The sequence below is a fragment of the Streptomyces sp. NPDC057854 genome, assembly GCF_042797055.1.
Classification (GTDB): Bacteria; Actinomycetota; Actinomycetes; order Streptomycetales; family Streptomycetaceae; genus Streptomyces.
This window is the reverse complement of the sequence record NZ_JBHVMF010000011.1, coordinates 18,437-31,299: the sequence shown is the minus strand read 5'-3', so window position 1 is coordinate 31,299 and position 12,863 is coordinate 18,437. Positions and strand designations below refer to the sequence as shown.

Annotated in this window: 10 protein-coding genes; 7 read left to right on the top strand and 3 right to left on the bottom strand. The window is 72.0% G+C overall.

Annotated elements, in window-relative coordinates:
- Positions 1-44: 44 nt before the first annotated feature.
- Positions 45-2,804, top strand: a complete 2,760-nt coding sequence (locus ACFVQZ_RS17530; RefSeq protein ID WP_383623467.1) for an AAA family ATPase — start codon at positions 45-47, stop codon at positions 2,802-2,804.
- A 105-nt stretch (positions 2,805-2,909) separates the two neighbouring features.
- On the opposite strand, the gene ACFVQZ_RS17525 is transcribed toward ACFVQZ_RS17530, so the two are convergent.
- A complete protein-coding gene (locus ACFVQZ_RS17525) occupies positions 2,910-3,437 on the bottom strand; it encodes a VanZ family protein (RefSeq protein ID WP_383623464.1) in 528 nt (175 codons plus the stop codon).
- A gap of 501 nt (positions 3,438-3,938) precedes the next feature.
- Here ACFVQZ_RS17525 and ACFVQZ_RS17520 point away from each other — a divergent pair.
- From ACFVQZ_RS17520 to ACFVQZ_RS17505, 4 genes are all read left to right on the top strand, one after another.
- Positions 3,939-4,508: a DUF4230 domain-containing protein gene (locus tag ACFVQZ_RS17520; protein ID WP_051787999.1), complete on the top strand. Its 570-nt coding sequence runs from the start codon at positions 3,939-3,941 to the stop codon at positions 4,506-4,508.
- Positions 4,509-4,706: 198 nt separating this feature from the next.
- The gene (locus tag ACFVQZ_RS17515) at positions 4,707-5,369 is read left to right on the top strand and encodes an alcohol dehydrogenase catalytic domain-containing protein (RefSeq protein WP_383623461.1); all 663 of its coding nucleotides are present in this window, start codon (positions 4,707-4,709) and stop codon (positions 5,367-5,369) included.
- Positions 5,370-5,563: 194 nt separating this feature from the next.
- Positions 5,564-7,030 (top strand): hypothetical protein, encoded by a 1,467-nt coding sequence (locus ACFVQZ_RS17510; RefSeq protein ID WP_383623864.1) that lies wholly within the window; start codon positions 5,564-5,566, stop codon positions 7,028-7,030.
- Positions 7,031-7,169: 139 nt separating this feature from the next.
- A complete protein-coding gene (locus ACFVQZ_RS17505) occupies positions 7,170-7,685 on the top strand; it encodes a DUF2716 domain-containing protein (RefSeq protein ID WP_383623862.1) in 516 nt (171 codons plus the stop codon).
- A gap of 1,683 nt (positions 7,686-9,368) precedes the next feature.
- On the opposite strand, the gene ACFVQZ_RS17500 is transcribed toward ACFVQZ_RS17505, so the two are convergent.
- Positions 9,369-9,914: a helix-turn-helix domain-containing protein gene (locus ACFVQZ_RS17500; RefSeq protein ID WP_383623458.1), complete on the bottom strand. Its 546-nt coding sequence runs from the start codon at positions 9,912-9,914 to the stop codon at positions 9,369-9,371.
- Here ACFVQZ_RS17500 and ACFVQZ_RS17495 point away from each other — a divergent pair.
- Positions 9,820-10,374, top strand: coding sequence for a DUF6292 family protein (locus ACFVQZ_RS17495; RefSeq protein ID WP_383623455.1), 555 nt, complete (start codon positions 9,820-9,822; stop codon positions 10,372-10,374). The two genes, ACFVQZ_RS17500 and ACFVQZ_RS17495, sit on opposite strands and share 95 nt — an antisense overlap.
- Positions 10,375-10,570: 196 nt before the next feature.
- Here ACFVQZ_RS17495 and ACFVQZ_RS17490 read toward each other — a convergent pair whose 3' ends face one another.
- Positions 10,571-12,358 carry a hypothetical protein gene (locus ACFVQZ_RS17490; RefSeq protein WP_383623453.1) on the bottom strand — a complete coding sequence of 596 codons (1,788 nt, stop codon included), beginning with the start codon at positions 12,356-12,358 and terminating at the stop codon, positions 10,571-10,573.
- Between the two features lie 268 nt (positions 12,359-12,626).
- Between ACFVQZ_RS17490 and ACFVQZ_RS17485 the strand changes: the two genes are divergently transcribed.
- On the top strand, positions 12,627-12,854 hold the full coding sequence (locus tag ACFVQZ_RS17485) for a hypothetical protein (protein ID WP_383623451.1): 228 nt from the start codon (positions 12,627-12,629) through the stop codon (positions 12,852-12,854).
- Positions 12,855-12,863: the final 9 nt, after the last annotated feature.

The following is a 12,863-nucleotide window of genomic DNA, read 5'->3' as shown; positions in this document are numbered from 1 at the left end:
CCGGAGGCCGGACACCGAGGTGCCACGGTGGCGGAGGACCATCGATGCCCACCCCCCACCTGCCTCCGCAACGCCAGGTACCCCTCGGCCGTTCGCACGAGGCCCAGGTGATCGACCGACTCCTGCACCGGGCGCGCGCGGGGCGGGGTGAAACCCTTGTCATACGCGGCGAAGCGGGCATCGGCAAGACGACTCTGCTGGACTACGCGAGGACGGCACCAGGAGTCCGTACTTTGCGGGTGTCCGGGGCCGAGTTCGAGAGCGAGCTCGCGTTCGCGGCCCTCCACCAGCTCTGCGCATCCATGCTGAGTGTGCTGCGGCGGCTGCCGGACCCCCAGCGCGGCGCGCTGGAGGCGGCCTTCGGGCTGAGCACCGGCACACCGGACCGGTTCCACCTCGGTCTCGCGGTGCTCAACCTCCTCTCCGAGGCAGCGGCGAAGCAACCCCTGCTCTGTCTCATCGACGACGCCCAATGGCTCGACCGGGCCTCGGCGCGGGTCCTCGCCTTCGTCGCCCGGCGGATCCAGGACGAACCGATCACGGTCATCTTCGCCGTCCGGGAGCCGGCGGGCGGTGAGGAACTGGCCGGGCTACCGGAACTGCGTCTCAGCGGACTCACCGACGCCGACGCCCGAGGGCTGCTCGACTCCCGGCTGCGGGCACCGCTCGACCGCCAGGTGCGCGAGCGGATCGTCGCCGAGGCAGGGGGCAACCCCCTGGCACTGCTCGAACTGCCGCAGACGGCGGACCTGGCGGGCGGTTTCGCGCCGCCGGCGACGGGGCCCGCACCGGGAGGCGTCGAAGCGAGCTACCGGACGCGGCTGGAGGCACTGCCCGCCCCGACCCGGCTCCTGATGCTGACCGCCGCGGCCGAACCCATCGGGGAGCCCTCCCTGCTCCACCGTGCCGCACGACTCCTCGGCGTCGATCCCGAAGCGGCGACACCGGCGGAGGACGCCGGGCTGCTGACCGTCAGCCCATGGGTCAGGTTCCGCCACCCACTGGTGCGTTCGGCTGTCTACCGCACCGCGCTCCCGGAAGACCGCCGCGCGGTACACCGGGCACTTGCCGAGGTCACCGACGACGATCAGCCCGACCGAAGGGCCTGGCACCGCTCCATGGCGGCGGCAGGCCCCGACGAAGATGTCGCCGCCTCGCTCGAACGCTCCGCCGGACGAGCCCGGGCACGCGGCGGCATCGCGGCCACCGCCGCGTTCCTTGAACGGGCGGCCACCTTGACACCGGACCCCGACCGCCGCGCCACCCGGGCCCTGGCGGCCGCCCGAGCCAAACGGGACACCGGCGCCGCCGACGCGGCTCTGGAGCTGGTGGCGATGGCCGAGACGGACCTGAGGGCGGACGACACCCCCCGGCGGGCGGAAGCAGCCGCCCTCCGCGCCCGCGTCTCCTTCGACAGGAAACGCGACGACGAAGCGGTGACGAAGCTGTTGAGGGCCGCGGAGGTGACGGCCCACAGCGACCCGGCGGCAGCCCGCGAACTGGTACTCGACGCCTTCGCTGCGGCCGTGTTCGTCGGCCGGTTCGCCCACGGGGCGCGCCTCCTCGACGCGGCCGGCGCGGCACGGGCCCTGCCGCCCCTCGTCGGGCCCGCCCGCCCTCTCGACCTGCTCCTCGACGGCCTGGCCACCCAGGTGAGTGAGGGCTGTGCCCCCGCCGCCCCGCTGCTGCGCCGGGCCATCGACGCCTACCGCCGTGCGGGGAACGGTGACGAATACGGGTTGGGCGAGGTGTGGATGGCCTGCAACGCCGCGATGGACCTCTGGGACGACGCCGCCTGGCGGACGCTGGCCGACCGGCAGATCGCCCTCGCCCGACGGCGCGGCGCCCTGGCGGACCTGCCGGTCCTGCTGAGCTTTCGCGCCCTCGCGCACATCCACGCGGGGGAGTTCAGCCACGCGGCGGCACTGGTCGACGAGACGCACACGATCGCGGTCGACGCGGGAGCTCCCCCCGTGGTGTACGTCGACGTCTCCCTCGCAGCCTGGCGCGGGGACGAGACCGGGACCGCCGCCTTCGCCGATGTCGCGACACGCGCCTCGCACGAGCGGGGAGAGGGCCGGCTGGCCAATGTCACGGAGTACGCCCGTGCCGTCCTGTACAACGGTCTGGGCCAGTACGAGTCGGCGTTGCAGGCGTCGCGTCCCGCGTGCGATCTCGACGAACCGGGCTTCAACTCCTGGGTGCCCGTCGAGTTCGTGGAGGCCGCGGTACGAGCCGGCCGCCGGGACCTGGCCGTCCCGGTGCTGGAACGCCTCTCCGAACGCACCGCGGCCGGCGGCACCCACTGGGCGACCGGGGTTGAGCTGCGCTCCAGGGCGCTGCTCACCGACGGGCCGGCCGCCGACGAGCTCTACCGTGAAGCCATCGTCCAGCTCGGCCGCAGCGAAGGAACCGTCCACCTCGCACGGGCGCGACTCCTCCACGGGGAGTGGCTGCGGCGCGCGGAACGCCTCACGGAGGCCCGTGCTCAACTGCGCGCCGCACACGAGGAACTCGCCGCCATCGGTGCCGGCGCGTTCGCCGCACGAGCCGCCCGCGAACTGGAGGCGTCCGGCGAACGGGTGCCGGCGCGGAGAACCGGAACCCCACACCCGCTGACTCCCCAGGAGTTCCAGATCGCCCGGCTCGTCGCCACCGGCGCCACCTCCAGAGAGGTGGCCACCCAGCTCTTCCTCAGCCCGCGCACGATCGACGCCCACCTGCGGAACGTTTTCAAGAAGCTCGGCGTCACCTCCCGCCGCCAGCTCCGCGACCTCCCCCTGGCGGTAGGGCGTGCCGATTGACCAGCACCAACTCCGAACACGTTGCCCCCGTTGGAGGGGGTCGGTGTGCCGGCGTCGGGTTGTTCGGGATGCTCCGCCGGTCGTGTGCCGCTCGGTGCCGGTTCCTCAGAGCGACGGTTCGACGGGGTGCCGGTGCCACCACCGGCGGGTTCGGGTGCGGGGGTGGACGGCGCGTCCCATCCGCCGGCCGATGAGCACGTAGGCGAGGAGGGCTCCGGCTGTGTTGAGGAGGACGTCGTCGATGTCGAAGGCGCGGCCGGTGATGAGCGCGCCCTGCACGAGTTCCACGAGCAGCATGGTGGCGGCGGTGAGGAGCGCGACGCGGAGGAAGCCGCGGGCCCGGCGGGACAGCAGCGGCAGAAGGATCCCGAAGGGGATGCCCAGGGCGATGTTGCCGCCGAGCTGTTTGACGGTGTCGACGAACTCGGGCCGGCTGAGGTAGCTCTCGATCGACCGGCCCGGTGTCAGGTTGCTGTGGGTGAGGGGCACGGACTCGGGCGACGCTTCCAGGGTGAGCCGGGCGAGGACCACGGCGAAGGCCACCATGCCCATGAGGGCCAGCAGGGCGACCAGCGCCCGCACGAACCGCCCCGGCCCGCGGCGGACCGGGGCCGCGGGCTCCGGCGTCTTCATCGGCTCCCCCTCCGGCCCCCCGGCGTGCGGCCTCGTCCTGCCCGGGCCGTCCGCGTCCGGTCCTTTCCCGCGCGGCCCTTTCCCGTCCGGGTGCCCAGCGCTCTGCCGCTCGCGGCTCACGGCAGGCGCCGTCGTACCGCCCCCTGCCGCTCCGGCCCGCTTTCTCCTCGGTCTCCAACCGGCCATGTGCCTCTTCCTCCCCTTCGGCGGTCGCTCGGTGACCGCCTGACGAGCGCTTGCGAACGGACCCCGCGTACCCCCGCCGGGGTCCCGCATGCCGCGCGCTCCGCAGGAGCCGCCTCACCCGGACCACGCGCATCGGCAGCATCAACAGCTGCCGATTCCAATGGAGTTGAGCATGAAGAAGGCAGGCACGGGCACTCGGCTTCCATGGGAGAAGACACCGAGAGCAGACCCTCGCCGGCCGCCCGGACGCGCGCGCGATCCGACGGGAGGTGGCGCGTGGTCACTGCCGTGCTGCTCGTGCTCGCCGCCATCCTGATGCTGATCAGCTGGCTCCAGGGAATCGCCCTGCCGGGCATCTTCGCCACGGACGTGAAGGACCGCTCCGGTCCCGCCGTCCTGAAGTCCGTCCAGGACCTGAGCAGGTTCGAGGGCGCCTCCGGGAGCTACCAGGTGGTGGTCGACCTGGAGCACGACGCGCGGTTCCTGCCGGACGCGATCCGCGGGACCCGGACCCTGTACGTGGCCCACGGCAGCGTCGGCGCCTACGTCGACCTGGGCGCCCTCGGGGACGACGCCGTGACCGTCGACGCCGACCGCACCGAGGCCTCTCTGCGCCTGCCGCACGCCCGGCTGGCCGCCCCGGCGCTCGACCCCGAGCGCTCATACGCCGTGTCCAAGCAGCGCGGTCTGCTCGACCGTCTGGGCGACCTCTTCTCGGACAACCCGTCCAGCGAGCAAGCCGTCAACGTCCTCGCCGCCCAGCGGATCGGCGACGCCGCCCGCGAGTCCGGCCTGACGGCACGGGCCGAGCGGAACACGACCGCGATGCTGAAGAGCCTCCTGGGCGGGCTGGGCTTCGAGCGGGTGACGATCACCTACGGCTGAGCGGGGAGCCGCGTCGTTCGCGTGCTCCAGGTGGTGTGGCCGCGGACAGGCGCACCCGAGGCCACAGACGGGCAGGTGCCCGACACGAACACCCATGACGACGGGCGGTACGACTCCGGCCGGCGCGGCGCGCACCACACCGGACGACCCTCCCACTCACCGATCCCGCGCCCACGACGGGCGACCGAGGAGAACACTGTGAAAGCCCTCGTCGCGCAGACGTACGGACCTCTGGAAAGTGTGGAGTTCACCGAACTGCCCAACCCCGAGCCGGGCCCTCGCCGGCTCCTGGTACGGATGGAGGCGGCCGCCCTCAACGCCGTCGACCACGTACTGGTCACCGGAGAGGCACGGGGAGCACTGCCCGTGCGCCACCCGTTCGTCCCGGGCGTCGACGTCAGCGGTGTGATCGAGGCCGTGGGCCCCGGTGTCACCGGCTTCAGCACCGGCGAGTCCGTCATCGCCTGGAACGGCGTCCGTTCCGGAGCACTGGCCGAGTACACGCTGGTGAACGCCACCGCCGCGGCGGCCGTACGTCCCGCCGGCCTCACGGCGGCACAAGGTGCCGCACTCCCGACCGCGGCCCTGACCGCGGCGGCGCTCGCGGGGCTCGTCGTCCTCGCCACCGGGCGCAACGACGACCAGGAGTTCCTGGCCGGCCTGGGAGCCAGGTCCCCCATCGACTACCAGCACACGGACATCGCTCAGGAGGCGCTGCGACTGGTGCCCGGCGGAGTCGATGTCGTCTTCGACCCGGCGAACGCCGGGCCCGAGCCGGGGAGGTCCGCGGCGGCAGTACGCAAGGGAAGCGCCCGTATCCCCGGCGGGAAAGGAATCCGCTGGGACGGACGCCACCTGTAAACCGCAGCGGGATCCCGAATCGGACTTCGTCGGTCTCACCAGCGGTCAGCCAGTCTCCAGCCGTCCCGGCAGTCCGCCGGTGTCGCCAGCGATATGCGATGGACGGTCGAGCGACCGTTCCTGTTACATCGGCGTGCCGGCCGTGACCGGATGGCCGACAGGGTCAGTTGTTGGGGAGGGATCGTTTGCGTGACGTGCTGCTGGGGCTGGCCGAAAACCCGGCTCTGCCCGCGGGAGTGTTCGCCCGGCTCGTGGCGAGCGGCGACGAGGAGGTGCTGTTCACGCTGGCCGATCGCGAGCGGCTGACGCCCCCGCGGGTCAGGGCTCTTCTCACCGCCGGCAACCCGTCGCTTACCTGTCTTCTGGTCCGCAGCGGACTGGTGCCGTGGCCCGAGATTCCCCAGGAGCACCCCGGACGGCTGCTCGACGCGGTCCTCGGCGGGGTGGCGCCGGCCGCCGCTTGGCGGAAGGCCGCCACCGATCCAGACCCCGAGACACGGCAGGAGGTCGCCTACGCCCTCGACGCACCCGCCGACGTCATCACCTCCCTCGCCCGCGACCCGGACCCGGCGGTCGTCGCCGGCGCCGCCGGGAGCCCGCACCTTCCGCCCGAGCTGCTCCCCGAACTCGCCCGCCACCCCAGCACTGTCGTGCGGCAGGCCGTCGCCGACAACGAGAACGCGCCGCCCTCGCTGCTCGCCGCCCTCCTCGCCGACGGCGGGTGGCCAGCCCCGACCCGCTGCGGTGCCTGCCACCGCCGCGAGGCGGCGTGTGCGGACCACACCCCCGGCATCCGGCGCGTCCGGCTGGCCGCCGCCAGCCACCCGGCCATCCCACCTGAAGGGCTCGCTGACTTCCTGGACGCCCCCGAGGTTTGGACGGTCACGACGTTCGCTGCCCGCACCGACCTGCCGACCGACTTCCTGAACCGGCTCGCCACACACCCCTCCTGCGACGTCCGCGCTGTGATCGCCGCGAACCCCGCTGCCCCCGAACCCCTGCTGCGTACACTCGCCGCCGACCCCGCTCCCGCGGTCCGCCGAGCCATTGCGGAGAACCCGGCCGTCCCCCTCGACCTGCTCACCGCTCTTGCTGCTCACGAACGGCTGCCTGGCGAACCGGCGCCCCGCGTCGAGTCCGCCACCGAGCTTGAACTCCGCACGCTTGCCACGAGTCGGGTGGCGCAGGCCAGGGCACTCGTCGCCGACCGGACCCGGCTGCCGAGCGACCTCGCCGAACAGCTCGCCACCGACCCGGACATAGCAGTAGCCCAGCGGATCGCCGCGCGCCTGGAACTGCCTCCTGAACGGCTCGCCGAACTGGTCGAACGGCACGGGGCGCCCGTCTTCGCCGCCGTCGCCCGCCACCCCGGCTGTCCACCCGCCCTGCTGCACCGCATAGCGGCGAACCCGGCCAGCACCAGCCGCGTACTGCGAGAGATCGCCCGCCACCCGACGACACGGTCCGAGACATTGCTCCGCTGCCTGGCCGCCCCGGATTCCGACACACGGCGCCACGCGGCCGCCCACCCCGCTCTGGCCCTCCCGGTCCTGGAAAGCCTGATCAACGCCCCCGATAGCTCCCTCGCCCGTGCCGCCGCGAGCAACCCGGCACTACCCGGGACAGTGATGGAACAGCTCATCACGCGAGCCATGAGATGAAGCCGGCGGGTGGGGAACACGGTGAGCAGGTCTGGGGACCCCGTGAGCCCCGGGTGGGGAAATTCAAGGTTCTGTCCGCACTTTCGTGAACGATCTCTCAGCGCCCTCTCTGCTGGCCGGTCGGTACGATCGACGGGTGATGGACGAACCTGTGATGGAGCTGTCAGACGCTGAGGACCGTCGCGTCTGGGACCGCTTCTACGAGAAGTTCAGCTTCCAGCCGAGCACGAGTCCGTCCAAGTGGCCAGCCATTGAAGAGCCCGGTGCGTCAGTTACATTGAGTCTGGCAACGCTTCCCGACGACCCTGACTACGAGCGTCTGGACCGCCTGGTCGCCGTCGTCGAGCAGGGACTGTCCTCCTGCGTGGGCCCGTCAGGCACTCTGTTCGCCCTCGACTGGCAGCACCCGTCGTACCGCTTCGCACCGCAAGAGGTGGGCGGTCCTGGTCAACCGGCCTGGCCGTTGAGCCCGTATCCCGACGGGGACTACTACATCTTCCTTGCAGAGGACTTCCGCATAGGCAGCTTCGGACACCCTTGGGAAGAGTCTCTCTGCCTGTTCGGTGAGGAGCTTCTCGACGTCGCGGCCATGGAGGTCGACAAAGTTCTTGGCCCGCCGATCCGCAGGTCAGGCAAGGCGGTAGGCCCGGCCTGAGCCAAATTCGACGATCCTCATCAGCACAGCGGGAAGGCTGGCCTGCCCGAGACTCGGCTTCGGGCGGGCCTTGTGCGTGCTGGAGCTCAGCGGGTGCCGACCACGCCTCACCGCGGATCGAGGGCTCAGGCGACGTCACCGCGATGGCCGGCCGCCGGAGTCCCGCTGACGCCCCCGGCCGGTGCCCTGGCACATTGATCTCTCCCATGGTGCGCGGCGCCCGGTGCTGTGCCGGTGGAGCGGCCGCCACCACAGCCCGCGGCAGCGCCCCCCTGGAACGCGGACCTGGACGGGTACTCACCACGGCCCGCCGTCGCTTACCACCACGCGTACCATCGCAGGTCACAGTCCCGCGCGGCCCGGACGGCCCGGCGCCTGGCGGCGGGACGGGTGGCTGTCTCCGGCCGGCCTCGGAACCGGTGCCGGGGGGAAGGCGACGGGCGGCAGGGGTGTGGTGGTCGCGGAAGCCGCGTACGCCCCGGGCCCCGTGGGCCAGAGGCTGGCGTAGCGATCAGCCCCGGCCACTCCCCGGCTTCGACCAGGTTCCGGCAGCCGGGGCAGGCGTAGAACCGGCATCCGGAGTACTGGTCCGCCGTGCCGGGTGATCACGAATGCGGCCGTGCCGTAGTGCATGACCGCTCCCGCACGCACAGAAGTCGCAGGAGGGCTGGACCGGACGGGGATCCGGGCGGGCCCGGAAGGCGTTCACGTCACTGATCGCATGCGGGCGGCAGGGGCGCGGGCGGGGCGAGACCGCCACTGCGGCCCAGTAGCGCCGTCGGGCGTTCGCGGAGCCGCGGTCAGCGGCGCCTTCGTGGTGTGCGGGCCCGGGAACCTGATAGGTCGGCACCCTGTTTTCCCAGGTGGATGGCCCTGCTGATAGGCGATCTGATAGGGCGCCGGGGCTTCCCTTAACACTGGGCGGTGAGAGGAAGCGGGCTGGCCCGCGGACACCGGGACCAGGCCCCTGGTCATGCGGTCCGAGCTGCTGTCCCTTCCTCGTCCGGCTGCGCGTGCGGCCACTGGCGTGGTCATCCGGCTGCCGCCGCGGCCCGTGGCGGTGGGCGCGCGGTTCGTGAACGGGCCGCTCGCCGTGGCGACGCAGAAGCCGGCGGTCACGTCGCTGCGTACTGCACAGGCGGCCTGGGCCCCCGAACTGGTGGAGTGGACGCTGATCGAGGTGCGTCTGGGCGCCCCGCGGCTGGATCCCTGGCCTGGCGCGGTAATGGTTCTTCGCGACGGTTCTGCTCCGGCCGGGGCGACGACTGCTCCGTGCTCTGCGGGGATGAGCCCTGTTCGACGGCTGCCTCGACGATGTCCTCGGGAAGCTCGCTGCGTTCGCCGAACGTGCGGGGGCTGGGTCTGGGGTTTTTGTCTGTTTCGGTGAAAGTTGCTTGGGAGCGGGCTGGCATCGGGTAGAACTGCAGGTCAGGAAGTCTGCTCCCTGCTCGCGCGGGGATGGCCCCATCATCGACGTGATCGTGGCGATGGTCGGCTCCTGCTCCCCGCTCGCGCGGGGATGGCCCCCGGGTCGTTGAGTTGCTCGGCCGTCGGGGACCTGTTCCCCGCTCCTGCGGGGAGCAGGTCCCTGCTGTTGTGCGCGTGCCGAGGCCGGGGTTTCCGTTCTGTCTGCGGCTCTGCGGCTTGTGTTCCGGTCGTGTGGGTCCTGGGGTGGTCTGTCGGTTAGTTGTTGTGGGGGTGTTCTGCTGCGGTGGTGAGGAGGCGTTCCCAGGTGCGGGGTGTGTGGCCGTGGGTGGCGGCGAGTTCGGTGGCCAGGCGTCCCTTGGGTGTGCCGGCGGGAGCGGTGTTGAGGGCTTGGCGGGCGGTGTGGAGGCGGGGGTCTCCTGCGTAGGGGTGGGTTTTGCGGGGGCCTTGGGGTTCGCCGGGGCGGCGGCCGCCGCCGGTGCCGCGGCCGGGGGCGTTGTGGAGGCGGTCGTGGATTTCGTGGCGTGGCCACAGTCGGGAGCCGTGGATGGTGATGCCGGGGGAGAAGTGCCCGCTGGTGGCGTAGGTGCGGACGGTGCCGGTGCTGATGCCGAGGATCTCGGCGACCTCGCCGGCGGACAGGAGGTCGTCGGGGTGCTCGTTCTCCGGCAGAGCGGCATCGGTTTGCCGGCCAGGTACGCCTCGGCCTGTGCCCGGTCGTAGAGCGGGTTGCGGCTGTCGGGGAGGAGGTCGGGGACGTGCGCGCGGAAGTCGTCGGCGTGCCGGCGTCGCCAGGTTCCCCACCGCCCAGGCCGGCCTGGCCACCCTCCGCGGCCGGCGGATCGCCGACCTCGTCGAAGCCGACCCCGCCCTCGACCCGAAGGAAGCCGCCCGCCGCCTGGGCTACCCCACCGTCACCCACCGCGGCGCCATCGCGAACGCCGAAGGAGAGCTGCGCGCCCGCAGCGCCAAGCCGTACCTGCAGCACGTCGCCGACGCCCTGGCCGCGGCCGGCGCCGCACCGCAGGCCGAGGTCGAGGTGCGCCGGCTCGACAGCGGACACCTGGCTACCGCTGTTCTGCTCGAAGCCGGCCAGCCGGCACCGGCCCTCGTGTGGGACGAACGCTTCGGCTGGCGCACCGCGACCAGCCGCCGCCACCCCATCGGCAAGCCCACCCACACCGCCCCCGAAGGAGAGGGGGATCCGCTACCTGGCCGGCGGACCACGGCCCGAACCGGAGGAACTGCTCGACGCCCTGCGTGACCGCCGCAGGGGGACCAGGCGCCCCACATGGCATACGGACCAGGCCGCCGGCGACGAGGACTGAGGAGGAGCAGCGCGGGAGGAAGAGCCCGATCGCGTCTACTAGTTGGGGAAGCCCGATGGCCCGCACGTCACGACGGCTACTGAGCTTGAATGTGTGATGTCGGTCAGTAGTCCGTGATCAGGCCGGTTGCGTTCATCCTGCCTGGGTTCGAGCCGGTGCGGTCTGTAGAGAGGTGACCTGGGCGCGGTTGCGGGCCCGGATCGCCATCCGCTTCCTGGCCTCGGCGAGCACCGCGGCTCTGGCTTCGGCTCCGGCGTCGAACGCCGCCGGAGAGAAGTGGCCGGCTGCTCTGACGTGCCGTTTCCATTCGTCCTGCCAGAATTCCACCGTCCAGCTTGGCCACAACTCTGGTACTTGGTAGGCCTGTGGCGAGGAGTAGAGGGACCACCAGCCCAGACGGCGGCGTTCCGGGTCGAGATGGATGCCGGCGTTGACGTGCAGGTGGCAGCTTCCGTGCCCGGGGGCGTCTGCCAGACGGTCGAGCAGGGCGGTGCCCTCGCGGACAGGGTGGTCGAAGGCGTCAGAGGCGATGTGGCAGCGGTCGGTGCTGACCGTGATCACCACACCGCCTGGGTCTGGCCCGGCCAAGTCTGGGTCGTCGGGGGCGAGGAACGGGGCCAAGGAAGGGGCCGAATCGCGGGAGCGGACGTACTCCAGGTCCAGTCCGACGTACTCACGCAGTTCGGCCGAGCCGTCGTATAGCCAGCGGACCTCCCAGCCCGGCCACGCGGCTCGGATCAGCTCGAGCATGGCCGCGCGGTGGCGTAGCTCAGTGCTAGGCCCCTCCCAGGCGAAGAACAGGAGCACCTTCCGGCCGAGGTCGAGCAGTATCCCGCCCTGGGCCATGGTGTCGTCCAACCACCAGCTGTCCTGGCGGAGTTCGGGAAGCATGGCGAGAACCGGCGCCGGTCCTTCCAGCAGGTCGAGGTCGATTCCGACCGCCCAGCCGGTCCGGTACAGCTCATGTGTGCCGTTTTCCCGGACCACGATGACGTTGGCTCTGTCTCCCATTGAGTCAGGATGACCGGGCGGGAGGCTGCCGGCCACCCGATTTAGGTGGCTTCGAGCCTCTGGTGTCCAGAGAGCGAAGGCGCCGACCTTCTGCAGGTCGGGGAAGACCAGTGTCCGCAGCGCCTCGGGCGCCCCGCGGGCATGCCGCTGCACCTCCCGGGCGACCAGCGTGTACACGAGGTCCGACCGCGTGCTGATCCGCGATCCGCTGAGCAGGCGGTGACGGGGGCCGTGGGCCGGCCAGGCCGGGTCGACCTCGCGCAGGAACGTGCGCACCGCGCCTGGACTGAGCCGGTGATGCGTGCCGATCGTCCGCCGGAAGGCGTCGACGGCCTCGATGTCGTCCAGGAGGTAGAGCGAGGCGTCGCCGGCGCACTTCGGCATCATCGTCTTCAGCCGCTGCGACCAGACCGGGTCGGGCTGCAGCAGACGGGCCGCGACCACCACGGGCAGCCGCCGGTCCGGATCGCACAGGACGTCCACGAGCCCCTCGACACCCTCCGTGGTCACGACCTGGGCGTTCACCGTGAGCCGGGCCAGCCCGTCGCGGGGGCGCAGCGCCTCCACGAGCTGCTCGACCAGCGCCGGCCGGGCCGGGCGCAGGGCGGTGATGTTGTTGTCGAAGCACTCCAGGCTCACGCACACCGCCTGCTCGCTGGCGAGCGGAGCGACCGCGGTGACCGTCACGCGCCAGGTCGCCTCCGGCTTGTCCTCCCGGAGCTGGATCCGCAGCCCCAGCTCGCCGCCGTCCTCGTGGTAGGACGCCTGCGACGCCAGCACCACGTCCTCGCGCAGGAAGTGCACCCCCGTCTCCAGTGGCGCCGGCGAGCCGAACTTGCGGTTCAGCCACCGCCCGGTCACCCGGCGGACCTCCGGGATGATCCCGTCGCCCGGCGGGACCGACAGCACGCTCTGGAACGTCAGGGGTGAGGGGGATTCCGCGGCCGGCGCCGGTGACTGCCGCGGTACGGATTGGAGAGAGGAGCGCTGCACGATGGCTGAAGATCCATTCGTCGTCGCAGGGGCAGAAGTGGGCGAGCAGACCTCCGGCCGAACGTCGTCGGCGGCATCCGGCGGGCGGGAGACCCATCCTGCCGAACCCCGCCCGGCGCCGCTGGCCTGCCGTAAAACTCACGAGGACTGCCCTGCAGCCGCCCGGCCCGCTACCGTGGTCGCTATGGCACGGGAACTCCGCATCGAGATCAGCGACGAGGCGTACGAAGCACTGCAGCACGCGGCCGCTGCCAGGCACGTGGCCGCCGAGGACTACGCGGGCCAGGTCCTGCACGCCGACCTCGCCCGGGCCCGCTTCCTCGACGGCGCCCGTCTCGCCGTCGCCGAACACCGCGAGGCTTTCGCCGCCCGCTACGCCCGCCCCGCCACCGGCACCACCGAAGCCGCCTGAGCGGGAAGA